The following is a 14,579-nucleotide window of genomic DNA, read 5'->3' as shown; positions in this document are numbered from 1 at the left end:
CGAGAGGCGTAGCGTCACAGTCTAAACCAGGGGCCTCATCGTAGAGCACCTGACAAGGCGTGATGAGAACACGCATAGGGGGGGAATTTCCCAGAACAAATCTGCTTTTCCTAAGTGGATAGAGGCCATAACGCTTCGAGGGCCCCTATCCCTTTTCTTTGGCCAATTCATTTTCGTGGAGGATAACCTCGATGGCGCTGGACATCCAGCCTCAAGACATCATCATCGACGAGAGTACTCTACTTCAGGACGACGATATTAACCCGTCGGATCCGCCTCACGACACCAACCCCACCCTGTTGTATCTCCTAACTCTCGACGATACGGGCGGGCTGACCTCACCAGAGGTCGCTTACCAAGCCAATTTCGTGCAGGCCTCGGCGAGCGCAGGGGAAACCATCTCCGGGATCGTTCTCGCGCAGGATGCCTCCGGCACACCCTTTTCCAAAACCGTCGGCGTGAACAGCGGCATCCAAACGGTCGATGGCAACTATGTCTGGCTGTTCCAGGACCCAACGAATCCCAACGTCGTGATCGGCGTCATCGGAACCTCCGACCCGGACGTCCCGCCCGCTGCTGACGGGTCGCTCGCCTTTGCGTTTGGGCTGGACCCCACAAGCGCCACTAAAGCGGACCTTTACCTGGTTCAGTACGTGCCGCTACTCCATCCGGATGAGACCGACCCGGACGACCGGATCGATCTGACTGATCACGTGTTCGCCTCGGTCGCGGGGACCTCGGTGGTCAGTTTTACCGGTGAGAATGCCCATCCCGGCAGCAATGATGACGGGGCTCGTGCGGTCCTCCCAGGCCGACCCGAACAGCGCGCTGGTCAACAGCGAGTGCAACGTGAGTCAGCAGGGTTTTGGCGTCGATAACCAGAGCATCCAACCGGACACGGACGGGCAAAATCAACCACTCGGACGCGAAGTGCTGCAGATTGATTTTGTGACCGGCGGCACCCCCGATGCAGGTGATGGCGCGGACATCGCGTACGGCAGCCATCTCGAAAACATCACGCAGGCTGGCTTCATAATCAACCAGCTCACGCCGTCTCAATCGGCTGGGCGGGCGGACATCGCGATCCGCGCCTTCAACGTTCAGGGCAACGAGCAAGGCTCGGACTTCTTCAACGGCAGCCCGACCACCGCCGTGGACATCACCAGCATCAAGCTGACTGGTGCATCGGGGTTTGCTTCCACCATCACCGCGGACGGAACCTATGCCACCGCGAGCGGCAACGTCACCATCACCGGGCTCAGCGGGACCGGGAATGCTGTCACCATCACCGGGCTGGATAACACCACAACCGTCGATATCACTACCAGCGGCTTTATGGATCAACTGCATGTCGAGTCGGTCGATTCGAATGAAGGGATCGACATCACCGAGGTCCATTTCTCAGCGACGAACACCAACGCCCACACCGAAGAGGTCGGCTCGTTCATCAACTTCGATGACTCTGGACCGACGCTGTTGATCACGGCCGCACCGGTGGTTGGCGCCGCCGAGGTTGTCGAGGCAAGCGGAGTTGCCGGGCAGAGCCAGGCGACGATCACGCCCCCGACCTTTGATTCCAGCGCGGTTGACGGCAAGACGACCAATGTGACCTACGCACTCGCCCTGGCGGGCGGAGCCGCGACCGGGCTCACGACGACGGACGGCAACCATGCGATCACGCTGGTGGCCGACTCGGCCAGCCAGATCTCGGGCAAATACGACAGCGACGGTAACGCCTCGCTCGATGCGACGGCGTTCACGGTGACGCTGTCTGGCACGACGGTGACGCTGACCTCGTTGGTCGCCCTTGAGCACTCGAACGCGCCGCAAGGTGCTGGTGAGGACAACACCCTCGATCTCAACGGCCTGATCAACGTCGTTGCGACGGTGATGGTGACGGACGGCGACGAAGACGTCGTGTCGCAGCAAAGCACGAGTGCCGGGCTGTCGCTGACCTTCAACGACACCGATCCGACGCTGTTGATCACGGCCGCACCGGTGGTTGGCGCCGCCGTGGTGGGTGAGGCGAGCGGGGCTAGCGGGCAGAATCAGGTAACGATCACGCCCCCGACCTTCAACTCAAGCGCGGTCGACGGCAAAACGACGAATGTGAGCTATGCTCTCGCCCTGGCGGGCGGAGCGGCGACCGGGCTCACGACGACGGACGGCAACCATGCGATCACGCTGGTGGCCGACTCGGCCAGCCAGATCTCGGGCAAATACGACAGCGACGGTAACGCCTCGCTCGATGCGACGGCGTTCACGGTGACGCTGTCTGGCACGACGGTGACGCTGACCTCGTTGGTCGCCCTTGAGCACTCGAACGCGCCGCAAGGTGCTGGCGAGGACAACACCCTCGATCTCAACGGCCTGATCAACGTCGTTGCGACGGTGATGGTGACGGACGGCGACGAAGACGTCGTGTCGCAGCAAAGCACGAGTGCCGGGCTGTCGCTGACCTTCAACGACACCGATCCGACGATCACGGCAGCGTTCGACGCTGATCCCGGCACTCCTGGCATCCAAACCCCGGAGCACCTTGCCAACACCGCGGCAGCAACGGCCAGCGGAACCTTTGGCTACGACATGACCGACAGGCACACGGCCGCGGAGTATGTGGCGGGTATCAGTGACTTTGTCGATGCCAACGGTGCTTTGGCAGGCACCAGATCGGGCTCACCGGTACGGTCGAGAACGTGCAGAACCCGAACATCACCCAAGCGGTCGCAACCCTCACGGCTGAGACCGAAACATCTGCCACGTTCAACTTCTCGTTCCACTACGACAAGGATCCGATCACCGCTGGCGTGCAGGACGCAACGGCGGGCGGCACTCTTGTCTTCGACAAGGTGGCCGACACCTACACCTTCACCTTGACGGACGTGATCGACGGGTTCAGCTTCGACGTGCTGCACACCAGTGAGTTGGTGGCCAAGGCCCCCACCGGCAACACCGGCCATCCGCTGATCGTAGCGGAGCAGCTCACGCCCAACGGCGATCCGGATCCGTTCTTTGTACAGTTCACCGCGAACACGATCACCCAGAAGATCGGGTTCGGGTTCAACTCAACCGGCGATGGAGCGCCGACTGGGCCGCCGACCGATGTCGCATTCACGCAGGGTGCACATGACATGGTCACCAACGTCAACGAAGACTGGGTTAGTGCAACCCAAGCGACAAACGGGGTCGCCGGCGACACGATCCAGAAGGGTGAACTTCTGACCTTGCGATTCTTCCAAGAGAACATTCTGGGGGATGTAAACCCGGGCGCCCCCGATGGTGGCACTGAGCGGCTGGATCCGACCGCGAAAGCTGGCGGCATTGTCATCAAGTTCGATGGCATCGGCAACAGTGAAGACCTGATCGTGATCCTCGACCTGAAGGATGCCAACGGGAACGAGGTGACGAGGGCGGTCAACGTGCAGAACGCGGACCTGATCAAAGGGAACGCAAATGTCCCAGCCCCGTACAACACCGAGTTCACGCTCGATAACAACGATGCCCTGCTCATCATCGAACAGAACGACTACACGGTCGCTGGCGAGACCTACCAGATACAGGGCGTCCAGATCATGCAGAGCGCCGACATCGGGTTTGTCCAAAACACGTCGGGGACGATCCCGGCCGACCTCGACTTCGCCTTCCAGGTCGCGGACGCGGACGCCGACCAGACAGCGACGCAGCACATACTTGTTGACGTCAGCTGACACTTCTCCACGGGGGCAGCCAAGCCTGCCCCCGTGGTTTGCCGGGGCGTCGTCCCGCTAAGCGTTCGTCTTGTTCCTCGTCCTAGAGTTATAGAAGATGAAAACCAGCCAACTACGCCCCGCCCTGCAGGTTGTGATGACAGAAGCCAGACGCGCCATCCGGCCGCTAATCTGGTTCAGTGCCGGCATCAACGTGCTGATGCTGACCGGCGCGATCTATATGCTCCAGGTCTACCATCGCGTGTTGTCCAGCCACAGCCTGGAAACGTTGGGGATGCTGTCGCTGATGGCGGTGGGCGCGCTCGCCACAATGGCGGGGCTGGAAATCGTGCGCGGGCGTCTGCTCGCAACAGTCGGATCCTGGATGAATGCGCGGTTGGCGCCGGTGCTCCTGACAGCAGCGGTGGAATATGCCGCTTCAGCGCCCGGTCAGGTCAATGCCCGCCCATTGCGCGACCTGGATCAAGTCCGGAATTTCTTCACAAGCCCGAGCATCTTCCCGATCCTTGACGCACCTTGGGCACCGCTGTTTCTCGGGGCCATATTCCTCATGCACCCTTGGCTCGGTTGGCTGGCGCTGGGTGGCGGGATCGTCCTGTTCTCGTTGGCATTGCTCAACGAATACCTCACACGCAAGCCATTGACCGAGGCCCAAAGCGCCCAATCGCGCGCATACGTGCAGGCCGAGGCGGCTATCCGCAATGCAGAGGTCGTGCAGGCGATGGGCATGCTGAAGCCACTGCTTGAGGGATGGAAGGCGCAGCAGGACGAGGCAAACCATGGACAGGTTCTCGCCGCCAACCGTGGCGGCTTCATCGCGGCCATCGCGCGGTGTCACCGACTGGCCTTGCAAATGGCCATACTGGGCCTCGGGGCCTATCTCGTACTTCGCAACGAGGCTTCGCCCGGCATCGTGATCTCCGCCTCGATCCTCATGGGTCGCGCATTGTCCCCGGTCGAGCAAGCGATCGGCACCTGGAAGGCGACTGTTGGAGCGCGGGCCGCCTACCGTCGTCTTGCCGCAGTCGCCGGCAAACACCTGGAGGCCACACCGGTTCTGCCACTACCGCGGCCGAAGGGTAGGTTTGAGGCCGACAATCTTGTGCTTGCCCGGCCGGGCGGCGAACATATCCTGAAAGGGATCAGCTTCCAGCTCAAACCGGGCGAGGTCATGGCGCTGATTGGCCCAAGCGCGGCCGGCAAGACGAGTCTGGCGCGGATACTGGCCGGTGCCTGGCGCCCATCCGGAGGACGCGCGTTGCTTGACGGCATGGATGTCGCCCAATGGGCGGCAGAGGACCGTGGCCGCTATGTCGGTTACTTGCCGCAGGACATCGAGCTCTTCGCCGGCACTGTCTCCGAGAACATCTGCCGCTTCGCGAAGCTCGACACGCCGGTCTTCAACAACGTCGTCAAGGCCGCGCAACTGGCAGGAGTTCACGAACTGATCAAGGGACTGCCGAAGGGTTACGCTACCGAGATCGGCGAGTCGGGCGCGACACTGTCGGGCGGGCAGCGTCAACGCATCGGGCTAGCGAGGGCACTTTACGGCGATCCGGCACTCCTTATCCTGGACGAACCAAATTCCAATCTCGACCGCGAAGGTGAGGATGCGTTGACCGTAGCCATCAGCGCGATCAAGGCCGCAGGCACGACGATTATTCTGATCGCGCACCGACCGAGCATCATGCAGAAAGTTGACAAGATACTGGTCCTCAACCGAGGCCAACAAGATCTCTTCGGTCCGCGTGACCATGTCTTCAACGAACTTGCCAAGCGCAACGGCGCGGTAACCCGGATCACAGCCATAGCCGCGAACCAAGGCGTCGGCGCTGGTCCGGCCGGTCGATTCACAGTCCGAAATTCGTCACCTATGTCAGAAATTGTTGCCGGAAGCATTTCAGGAGGAGATGCAGACGCGGCACAAGCACCCGAATGGAAAAAGATATGACCGTTGTGCCGCTACCCGCGCCACCGTCCCCGATGCCGAAGCCGATACCCTTGCGTATCGCGGGCGTGACGTGGGCCGGATTTGCCATCATGTTCCTGTTCTTCGGGATGGCCGGAGGTTGGGCGGCACTGGCGCCGTTGGACAGCGCCGCAGTGGCACCGGGCGTTGTCAAGGTCGCCGGCGACCGCAAGCTCATCCAGCACCTTGAGGGCGGCATCATCGCGGAGTTGAACGCCGCCAACGGTGACATCGTCAAGGCTGGCAAGGTTCTGATCCGGCTCGACGACACGCAAGCCAAAGCACAACTGGACCTGGTTCAGAACCGGATCACAACGCGCGAGGCGCTGGCCGCGCGGCTCAGGGCGGAGCGTGACGACAAGGCCGAGATCGACTTTGATCCGGCGCTGCTCGCAAACCGTGCGACCGCTGCCAAGAAAGCGGTGGCCACGCAGCGCGACGTGTTCGCGGCAAAGCGCCACAACTTGAACGACGAGCGGACCATTCTCGGACAACGCCGCCACCAGGCCGAGGAGGAGATAACGGGACTGGAGAGACTCGTTGCGACCGAGGACAAGCAGATCGAGGCTCTCGAAGGGGAGACCAAGGATCTTGAAACTCTGCTCAAGAAAGCACTCACCACCCGCGCACGGAACCTGCTGCTCAGACAACAACAGCGCGAGATCGAGGGGGAGCGCGCTACCAATATCGCGGCGATCGCTCGTGCCAGAAGCGCCATGGCCGAAATTGACGCGCAGATTCTGAAGCTTAACACCGTGCGGCTGAAAGATGCTGTCGAGGAATTGAGCAAGGTCGAGGCGGATTTGTTCGACCTCAAACAGCAGGAGCGTTCCGCCAACGACGTGCTTGCCCGCACCGACATCGTCGCACCGGTTGACGGTATCATCATGGACCTGAAGGTCCACACGGACGGCGGTGTCGTGAAGCCCGGCGAAACCTTAATGACCATGGTGCCTCTCGGACAGCAACTCGTGGTCGAGGCTATGGTCAGGCCGGAGGATGTCGAGACGATCGCCCCCGGACAGCCGGCGCGTGTCAGCTTTCCAGCCTTCGCACGCTACAACCTGCCGCCACTCGACGGCGTCGTGGAGATCGTATCGGCTGACCGCATGGTAGAGGAACGCAGCGGGGTGCCATACTTCACCGCAACCGTGTTGATTGACAGACACGAACTCGCCAAGCTCGAGGGTCGCAAACTGTTGCCCGGCATGTCGAGCGAGGCAATGATCCGGACGGGTGTCCGCACCGTGCTTGCCTACCTTGCAGAACCAATCACGCAGAACTTCCGCCGGGCGCTACGGGAAAAATAGGGAGCCAGCCCGGTTGCGGTAGAAGAGCGACGAACGGGTTCGTTTGGCTTTGGGCGAGCGAGAAGGGACGTGATGAGCCTCTGGTCGTTTCAACCGAGCGGATGATGCGTGGATAGATTTGCTCCTCAAATGCAATGCGACGCCCGACACCACGGTCCAACATCTGCCAAGAAAGCCCACGCCACGCGCGTCGTTGCCCGATAGTCGTTCCGACCTCAATTCTCCCGCATAGCCCTACGAAACGTTCGTGTTCGACCGACCGAGCTCAGAGGTCTGTCCCCTATTCCGATGGGGAGCCCAACGGATGCACTTGATAGGCGCAGTGGTCGATTTTCGGGGGGCCATTTTGAGATCTTATCAGACCTAGGTCTGGTGCGCTCTGGCAAAGGTCCTAGCGGCGTTGCTCATTCCGAATCCGCCCGCCATGCTGTTTAAGCGCCAAAGAGCCAAGGACTGCCCTCCGTCATTGGCGCTAGTGATCCCAGAGCGCTCGCCCCAGTCCCATTCGACTAAGCGCTCTGGGATCCCCCCCACTCCTCGTTCCGGCACAAACGCGTTTGGTCATTGGAGGGCCGAGACGCGGCTGTCGAGCGAGTGACCTCGGCAACAACACTCTTGACGCTACTGATCTCACTGGTCGGATTGAGGATTTCCATCTCGCGGTCCTGCCGCGCTCAATTGCCGCTACAGAGCCTGCACGGTCATATTCATGTTGCTACCCCTCGGATTGTGGAGGACACTGGCCTTCAGGCGTTACCTGAAGGCGGAAACGATGGATTTTGAGAAGATCGGACGGGCACGCCTGATGATGCGGCTGCCGAGGCATCGGCAACAGCTTGCGGAGCTAAGGTTCCTTTCCCTGAGTACCCTGTTAGAGGCTTATGGCATCGCGGTGATCACCCGGGATGAACTCCGAGAACACGCGATCTCAGGCGAACCTCTGACCGCCCGATACGAGAACGACTGTCAGGCGATCGAAGACAAAGTCGTGAGTTTGCTTACCAATGTTAGTCCTCGCTTTGTCAATTGATTGCTCGCCTCTTGGCTCCTGAAGGGATCGAACGGTCGCAATTTCTGGGTGCCGGCTAAAAGCCACTGCCCCAAGGTCCGTGATGGCTGTCGGCACCGTCAATGCGGTCGAAGCCGTGGGCGCCGAAGAAGTCGCGCTGCGCCTGGATGACGTTGGCCGTGCCGCGACCGCGGCGGTAGCTGTCGAAATAGCCGAGCGCTGAGGCAAGTGCCGGCACCGGCAGGCCGCCGAGAGCCGCTGCCGAGACGACGCGGCGCAGGGCTGCGTCGGTTTCCTTGACCATGGCGGCAAAGGCCGGGGTGACGATCAGATTGGCGGCATCCGGCGCCTTGGTAAAGGCGGTGGTGATCTCGTCGAGGAACTGCGAGCGGATGATGCAGCCGGCGCGCCAGATCTTGGCGATCGTCGGCATCGGCAGGTTCCAGTTGAACTCCTTCGATGCCGCCGACATCACCGCGAAGCCTTGCGCATAGGCGCCGATCTTGGCGGCCAGCAGCGCGCTTTCGAGATCCCTGATGAAGGCGGCCTTGTCGGCGACCTTGAAGTCGCCGACTCAGGCAGCCCGAGGATCTTCTCGGCCGCCTCGCGCTCGTCCTTCATCGAGGAGATGCTGCGTGCGGCAACCGCCGCCTCGATGCCGGTTGCCGGCACGCCCATATTCTGCGCCTCGATCACCGACCACTTGCCGGTGCCCTTCTGGCCGGCCTTGTCGAGGATCAAATCGACGATCGGCTTGCCGGTCAAAGGATCGGCGGCCTTCAGCACCTTCTCGGTGATCTCGATCAGGTAGGAGTTGAGGCGGCCCTTGTTCCAGGCGCCGAAGACCTCGCCGATTTCGGTCGCCGACATCTTCAGGCCATCGCGCAGGATGCCGTAGATTTCGGCGATCATCTGCATGTCGGCATATTCGATGCCGTTGTGGATGGTCTTGACGAAATGGCCGGCGCCGTTTTCACCGAGCCAGGCAACGCAAGGGTCGTTGTCGTATTTCGCGGCAATCGAGGTCAAAACGCTCTCGACGCGTTTCCAGGACTCCTCCTTGCCGCCGACCATGATCGACGGACCGTGGCGCGCGCCTTCTTCACCGCCGGAAACGCCCATGCCGATGAAGGTCAGGCCGCTGTCCTTCAGCGCCTCGAAGCGGCGCATCGTGTCGCGGAAGTTGGCGTTGCCCGCATCGATCATGATGTCGCCCTTGGAAAGATAGGGCTTCAGGATTTCCATCTGCTGATCGACCGGCTCGCCGGCCTTGATCATGATGATGATCGGCCGCGGCGGGCGGATGGCGGCGACAAACGTCTCAATGGTGTCGCAGGGCACGATCTGGCCCTTCAGCTCGCCGGCTTCCGCGTAGAATTTATGCGTCGCCTCGACGGTGCGGTTGAACACCGCGATCTTGTTGCCCTTTTCAGCGATGTTGAGCGCCAGGTTCGAGCCCATGACGCCGAGACCGATTAGGCCGATTTCCGCCTGTGACACGTGATTGCCTCCATTTGATTGGACGCTAGCTGATGTTTCCGAGCGTTCGGGGTGAAGGCTCCATGCGATCACAGTCTCCCGCGGCCGCATGGAGCAATGGCGGCTAGAAGGCGAGTTGCACCTTCATCGAACGACTGCGGTCGCCGGCCGTCTCGAAGGCGCACACCGCGTCTTCCAGGGGGAAGATCCCGGTCAACAATGGGGTCAGGTCCACCCGGCCGGCGTTGATGAGATCGACGGCCAGCCCGAACTCCTCGTGGAACCGGAATGTGCCGCGCATCTCGATCTCTTTTGCCACCACGAGGTTTTGCGGGATGGCGACGTCGCCGCCAAGCCCGAGCTGGACGAGCACTGACCTGGGTTTGAGGACGTCGAGACCGGAGCGCACCGCCTGCGCATTGCCCGAGGCCTCGAACTGAACGTCGAAGGTGCCCTTGTTGGCGGCATAGGCGGCAAGCTGATCGGGATTGTTGGCAACGTTGATCACCCGGTCAGCGCCGATCGATAGCGCCTTGTCGAGCACACCGTCCATGACGTCGGTCGCGACGATCTCACGCGCGCCGTGCGCTCGGGCGGCGATGATCGCCAGCGCCCCGATCGGCCCGCAGCCGGTGACCAGGACCCGCTTGCCGAGTAGCGAGCCTGCACGCGCCACGGCGTGAAGCGTCACGGCAAAGGGCTCGGCCATTGCCGCTTCGTTGCTCGAGACACCGTTAGAAATCTTGTGGCACTGCCACGCCTCGGCAACCAGCCGCTGCCGGAACGCCCCCTGGATATGCGGCATCGGCATGGCGCTGCCGTAGAAGCGCATGTTCAGGCAATGGTTCTGCTGGCCGCGCTGGCAATAATCGCAGGACCCGCAGGGGCGACTCGGCGACACCGCCACTCGGTCGCCGACGGCCAACGTCGAGACACCGTCGCCGAGCGCCTTGACCGTGCCGGCAACCTCATGACCGAGGATCATCGGTTCGCGCAGCCGCACGGTGCCGAAGCCGCCATGGTTGTAGTAGTGGAGATCCGACCCGCAGATGCCGCCGGCCTCGATCTGAACCTCGACCTGGCCCTTACCAGGCGCGTGCGTCTCCCGATCCTCGATCCGCAAATCCTTGGCGGCGTGAATGACAACGGCTTTCATTTCAGGACCTCAAACGACTGGGGTGGGCAGAGCTTCGCCGGCAAAATGCGCAGCGAGATTGTCGCGCACCAGCTTGCCCATCGCCTTGCGGGTCTCGATAGTGCCGGAGGCGTGATGCGGCTGCAGCAGGACGTTGTCGAGCTTGAGGAAGCGGGGATTGAGCATCGGCTCACCCTCGAAAACATCGAGCGCCGCCGAACCGAGCGCACCGCTCTCGAGCGCATCGAGCAGCGCATCCTCGTCGATGTTGGAGGCGCGCGAGATGTTGATCAGCATGCCCTCGGGACCGAGCGCCTCGATCACCTGCTTTGAGATGATGTGGCGGGTCGCGGCAGAGGCCGCGAGCGTCACGAACAGCACATCTGACCGTTCTGCCAGAGCAACCGGATCGGCGATGAAGGTCATGCCGTCCGCGTAGGGCTTTTCGGCAACGTCGCTATAGGCGATGTCCATATCGAAGCCCTTGAGGCGCTTGGCCACCTCAAAGCCGATGCGACCGAGGCCGAGAACACCGGCGCGTTGCCCCCAGACCCGCCGTTTCAACGGGTATAGGCCCTTGGCTGCCCAGCTTCCGTCCTTCACCCAGCCTTCCGCGCCGATCATCCCCCGCGAGTGGCAGAGCATCATGGCGACGCCGAGATCGGCAACGTCGTTGGTCAGCACGTCAGGGGTGTTGGTGACGCGGATCCCGCGCTCCCGGCAGGCGGCGAGATCGACGGCATCGTAGCCGACACCATAGACGGAGACGATTTCGACCTGCGGCAGCTTGCCGATCAGATCCGCCGATGCGCCGAGCTCGCCACGGGTCGCAATCGCCTGGATGTTCGGCCCATGCGTTGCAAGGAAGGCGTCCCGATCCTCGGCCTCGTAGATCTTGTGGACTGCGTAGCGCGCTTCCAGTTCCACCAGGTCCCAATCCGGATAGGGGCCCATCAGCAGGATGTCCGGTTTCGTCATCAGTTTTCTCCCGTGGTTTGTTCACTGGTCGCGCGTTCGGCGCGGATCGCCAGCGTGTTCATCGCCAACGCAACGATGCGCTCCAGCGACTGATCGATTTCAATGGTAACGACGTCCGCCTCCCCCGAGGGCAGTTCGAGGGTGGCAAGTTGGCTGTCGAGCAGCGACAGCGGCATATAATGTCCCTTTCGCTCTCCCAGCCGTGCCGCGAGCAGTGCCCGGGTGCCCTGCAGAAAGACGAAGGTGATCGGCTGCCAGGCGACTTCCCTCAGCCGTTCGCGATAGGCTCGTTTCAATGCCGAGCACGACACGACGGTCGCGGCCGGACTGGCCAGACGGGTGCCGATCTCGTCGAGCCAGGGCCAGCGGTCAGCATCGGTCAGCGGGGTGCCGCTGCGCATCTTCTCGACATTGGCGGCCGAATGCAGGCTGTCGCCCTCGATGAAGCGCGCGCCGAGATAGCTGGCGAGCCGTTCGCCGACCGCGGACTTGCCGCAGCCGGATACGCCCATGACGACGACCGGGCCAAGGCCGCGACGGAGTTCAGAGACTGGTCGTGATGCCGCCATCGACATAGAGCGTGTGTCCGTTGACAAAAGAGGAGGCGTTGCTCGCCAGGAAGACCGCTGCACCCACCAGTTCTTCGACGTCACCCCAACGGGCCGCCGGCGTGCGCTTTTCCAGCCAGGAGGAAAACTCGGCGCTGTCGACCAGCGCCTGGTTCAAGGGCGTCTTGAAGTAGCCGGGCGCGATCGCATTCACCTGCAATCCATACTTTGCCCAGTCGGTGCACATGCCGCGCGTCAGGTTCCTGACTGCACCCTTCGTCGCCGTGTAGGGCGCGATCGACGGGCGCGCGAGCTCGCTCTGCACCGAGGCGATGTTGATGATCTTGCCGGCGCCGCGACCGATCATGTGCCGGGCGACCGCCTTGCCGACATAAAAAACGCTGGAGACATTCGTCTTCAGCAATTCCTCCCAGCGCTCGGCGGGAAAGTCTTCAAGCGGCGCGCGAAACTGCATGCCGGCATTGTTCACGAGGATGTCGATGGCGCCGACATCCTGCTCGATCTGATCGACGCCGCGCTTTACCGCGTCCGCGTCCGTGACGTCGAAATCCGCGACATCGACAGTGTAGCCGGCATCCTTCAATGCGGCAGCGGCCGCCTCCAGCTTCGAACGGTCGCGACCGTTGAGGACAAGTGCCGCGCCGTGTTCGGCAAGACCACGCGCCAGCGCCAAACCTATCCCTTGCGACGAGCCCGTCACCAAGGCGCGTCGCCCTTTGAGGTCAAAAAGTGGAAATGACAAACCTGTTCTCCTTCACCGCCGGGCGCTCGCACGAGACGTCCCGGCCCTTGGTCAGCGTTCGATCACGAACCCTTTTGCCTTCAGCACCGGCTCGAGCTTGCTGACTTCGATGACCGATTTTCCTGCCTTGTACGCGGCAATGTACTCGGCTTCGGCATCCTCGCGCGCCTGCGACAGCTTTGCGACCTCAAATGCTTCTTCCCGCCGCACTACGACCAGGCCATCAGCGTCGCCGACGATGATGTCGCCGGGATGGACAACCTCTCCACCGATGATGATCGGGTCGTTGGTCGAGGTCAGGGTTTCCTTGACCGTGCCCTTGATGCAGACGCTGAGCGAAAACACAGGGAAACTGAGTTCGCGCAGTTGCAGAGTGTCGCGCACGCCGCTGTCGGTCACAAGACCGCCAATTCCCTTGGCAAGGCAGGCGTTGGCTAGCACGTCGCCAAACGATCCGGCCTCTTCGTATTCGCCCGCCGAAACGACGATGATGTCGCCCGGCTGAGCGTAGTTGATTGCAAGCTGCAGCATGATGTTGTCGCGCGGTGCGCAACGGACCGTAAAGGCCGGACCGCAGAGCTTCATGCGGTAGTCGACGGGCTTGATGCGGGAGGACAATGCCCCCCGGCGTCCCTGCGCCTCATGGATCGTTGCCGGCGAAAACTTGGCCACCGCTTCCACTTCGGCGGCACTCGGGCGAACGGGCATTTTCTTGATATGCGTCATGATTTTTCCCATGGGTGGTCGCGGCGGGCGCGATGCCCGCCGTTTGCGTTGTTCAAGTCATTCGGAAAAACGGGGTCGCTTACGCGTGACCCGGCCCCATCAGGGGATCGGGTCGAACTTCAGTTCGGAGAGCGGTGCAACCTTGTCGGTGCGAGCCATCTTGTATTCGGTGTTCGGGCCGAGCCACTTGTCCCAGATCTGGTTGATCTCGCCGCTATCATCGAGCTTGTGCAGCACTTCGTTGATCTTGGCCGTCAGTGCCGGCTGATCCTTCGCCATGCCGACGCCGATCGGCTGGAACAGCATGGGCTCAGGGATCATGCGCATTTCTTTGCCGCGGGTCTTCGATTCGTTGACCAGCTTGGTGGTCGTCATCGTGTTGGCGACCATGCCGCGGGCCTTGCCCTGCTGCACGGCGAGATAGGCCGATGCCGTGTCCTGGAAGGTGAGCGGCTCGGACTTGTTGAGCTTGATCGACATTTCTGAGGTCGAGCCCTTGGTGGAGGCAAGGCGCTGTCCGGCATAGTCTGTCTTTGCCTTGCCTGCATCGTCGGCCGGCACGATCAGCATTTCCTTGGCGAGGTAATAGGGGTCGCTGAACTGGATCTGTTCGGCACGGCTCTGGGTATAGGCAAGGTTGGCGACGGTGATATCGACACGGCCAAGTTTGACCTCCGGTACGCGGGCTTCAACGGAAACCGGTTTGATCTCGGCCTTCACGCCGAGTTCACGGGCGATCGCGCCGCAGAGATCGACGTCGAAGCCGACCATTTCACGCGTCTTTGCGTCCGTAGCGGCGAAGGGCGGCACGTCCGCGAAAGTCGCACACCGCAGTGTCTTGTTTGCGAGGATATCTTCAAGCTGATCAGCCTTCGCCGGACCTGCGAGCGATGCCGCCGCGACGGTCATTCCAAGAATAAGATGGCTGCACTTCATTGCTGTTCTCCTTCGTTGT

12 protein-coding genes and 1 pseudogene are annotated in these 14,579 nt (G+C 61.9%); 6 read left to right on the top strand and 7 right to left on the bottom strand.

Annotated elements, in window-relative coordinates; all coding sequences use genetic code 11:
- Positions 1 to 191 precede the first annotated feature (191 nt).
- The 6 genes from AC070A_RS26540 to AC070A_RS26515 all read left to right on the top strand — a co-directional run bounded on the left by AC070A_RS26540 (position 192) and on the right by AC070A_RS26515 (position 8,016).
- A complete protein-coding gene (locus AC070A_RS26540) occupies positions 192 to 878 on the top strand; it encodes a DUF5801 repeats-in-toxin domain-containing protein (protein ID WP_494773601.1) in 687 nt (228 codons plus the stop codon).
- Positions 784 to 2,877: a hypothetical protein gene (locus tag AC070A_RS26535; RefSeq protein ID WP_494773600.1), complete on the top strand. Its 2,094-nt coding sequence runs from the start codon at positions 784 to 786 to the stop codon at positions 2,875 to 2,877. The genes AC070A_RS26540 and AC070A_RS26535 overlap by 95 nt, the downstream gene beginning before the upstream one ends.
- Positions 2,808 to 3,707 (top strand): hypothetical protein, encoded by a 900-nt coding sequence (locus AC070A_RS26530; RefSeq protein ID WP_492383989.1) that lies wholly within the window; start codon positions 2,808 to 2,810, stop codon positions 3,705 to 3,707. Before AC070A_RS26535 ends, AC070A_RS26530 begins: the two co-directional genes overlap by 70 nt.
- 97 nt (positions 3,708 to 3,804) lie before the next feature.
- Positions 3,805 to 5,658 carry a type I secretion system permease/ATPase gene (locus AC070A_RS26525; protein WP_492383990.1) on the top strand — a complete coding sequence of 618 codons (1,854 nt, stop codon included), beginning with the start codon at positions 3,805 to 3,807 and terminating at the stop codon, positions 5,656 to 5,658.
- Complete coding sequence (locus AC070A_RS26520) at positions 5,655 to 6,986, top strand: HlyD family type I secretion periplasmic adaptor subunit (protein WP_218373777.1); 1,332 nt, start codon at positions 5,655 to 5,657, stop codon at positions 6,984 to 6,986. Before AC070A_RS26525 ends, AC070A_RS26520 begins: the two co-directional genes overlap by 4 nt.
- A gap of 772 nt (positions 6,987 to 7,758) precedes the next feature.
- Positions 7,759 to 8,016 (top strand): hypothetical protein, encoded by a 258-nt coding sequence (locus AC070A_RS26515; protein ID WP_058324660.1) that lies wholly within the window; start codon positions 7,759 to 7,761, stop codon positions 8,014 to 8,016.
- A gap of 55 nt (positions 8,017 to 8,071) precedes the next feature.
- On the opposite strand, the pseudogene gnd reads toward AC070A_RS26515, so the two are convergent.
- The 7 genes and pseudogenes from gnd to AC070A_RS26480 form a co-directional block, all read right to left on the bottom strand.
- A pseudogene (gene gnd, locus AC070A_RS26510) lies at positions 8,072 to 9,495 on the bottom strand (NADP-dependent phosphogluconate dehydrogenase).
- A gap of 103 nt (positions 9,496 to 9,598) precedes the next feature.
- Positions 9,599 to 10,630: an L-idonate 5-dehydrogenase gene (locus AC070A_RS26505; protein ID WP_492383991.1), complete on the bottom strand. Its 1,032-nt coding sequence runs from the start codon at positions 10,628 to 10,630 to the stop codon at positions 9,599 to 9,601.
- A gap of 9 nt (positions 10,631 to 10,639) precedes the next feature.
- Positions 10,640 to 11,587: a 2-hydroxyacid dehydrogenase gene (locus AC070A_RS26500; RefSeq protein ID WP_218373774.1), complete on the bottom strand. Its 948-nt coding sequence runs from the start codon at positions 11,585 to 11,587 to the stop codon at positions 10,640 to 10,642.
- Complete coding sequence (locus tag AC070A_RS26495; RefSeq protein WP_375374134.1) at positions 11,587 to 12,162, bottom strand: gluconokinase; 576 nt, start codon at positions 12,160 to 12,162, stop codon at positions 11,587 to 11,589. The genes AC070A_RS26500 and AC070A_RS26495 overlap by 1 nt, the downstream gene beginning before the upstream one ends.
- A complete protein-coding gene (locus tag AC070A_RS26490; protein WP_218373773.1) occupies positions 12,131 to 12,898 on the bottom strand; it encodes an SDR family oxidoreductase in 768 nt (255 codons plus the stop codon). The genes AC070A_RS26495 and AC070A_RS26490 overlap by 32 nt, the downstream gene beginning before the upstream one ends.
- Before the next feature lie 51 nt (positions 12,899 to 12,949).
- The gene (locus AC070A_RS26485; protein WP_218373772.1) at positions 12,950 to 13,624 is read right to left on the bottom strand and encodes a 4-carboxy-4-hydroxy-2-oxoadipate aldolase/oxaloacetate decarboxylase; all 675 of its coding nucleotides are present in this window, start codon (positions 13,622 to 13,624) and stop codon (positions 12,950 to 12,952) included.
- A gap of 99 nt (positions 13,625 to 13,723) precedes the next feature.
- Positions 13,724 to 14,560, bottom strand: coding sequence for an ABC transporter substrate-binding protein (locus AC070A_RS26480; protein WP_218373771.1), 837 nt, complete (start codon positions 14,558 to 14,560; stop codon positions 13,724 to 13,726).
- Positions 14,561 to 14,579: the final 19 nt, after the last annotated feature.

The sequence above is a fragment of the Ensifer sp. GW101-20A05 genome, from assembly GCF_059424735.1.
The sequence above is the reverse complement of the archived record's forward strand: the minus strand, read 5'-3'. Positions and strand labels throughout refer to the sequence as shown.

What these genes read in the sequence shown, in the direction of transcription:
- AC070A_RS26535 (WP_494773600.1), top strand. Translation starts at nt 784, where the DNA reads ATGACGGGGCTCGTGCGGTCCTCCCAGGCCGACCCGAACAGCGCGCTG.
- AC070A_RS26515 (WP_058324660.1), top strand. Translation starts at nt 7,759, where the DNA reads ATGGATTTTGAGAAGATCGGACGGGCACGCCTGATGATGCGGCTGCCG.
- AC070A_RS26480 (WP_218373771.1), bottom strand. Translation starts at nt 14,560, where the DNA reads ATGAAGTGCAGCCATCTTATTCTTGGAATGACCGTCGCGGCGGCATCG.
- AC070A_RS26525 (WP_492383990.1), top strand. Translation starts at nt 3,805, where the DNA reads ATGAAAACCAGCCAACTACGCCCCGCCCTGCAGGTTGTGATGACAGAA.
- AC070A_RS26485 (WP_218373772.1), bottom strand. Translation starts at nt 13,624, where the DNA reads ATGACGCATATCAAGAAAATGCCCGTTCGCCCGAGTGCCGCCGAAGTG.
- AC070A_RS26500 (WP_218373774.1), bottom strand. Translation starts at nt 11,587, where the DNA reads ATGACGAAACCGGACATCCTGCTGATGGGCCCCTATCCGGATTGGGAC.
- AC070A_RS26540 (WP_494773601.1), top strand. Translation starts at nt 192, where the DNA reads ATGGCGCTGGACATCCAGCCTCAAGACATCATCATCGACGAGAGTACT.
- AC070A_RS26520 (WP_218373777.1), top strand. Translation starts at nt 5,655, where the DNA reads ATGACCGTTGTGCCGCTACCCGCGCCACCGTCCCCGATGCCGAAGCCG.
- AC070A_RS26505 (WP_492383991.1), bottom strand. Translation starts at nt 10,630, where the DNA reads ATGAAAGCCGTTGTCATTCACGCCGCCAAGGATTTGCGGATCGAGGAT.
- AC070A_RS26495 (WP_375374134.1), bottom strand. Translation starts at nt 12,162, where the DNA reads ATGTCGATGGCGGCATCACGACCAGTCTCTGAACTCCGTCGCGGCCTT.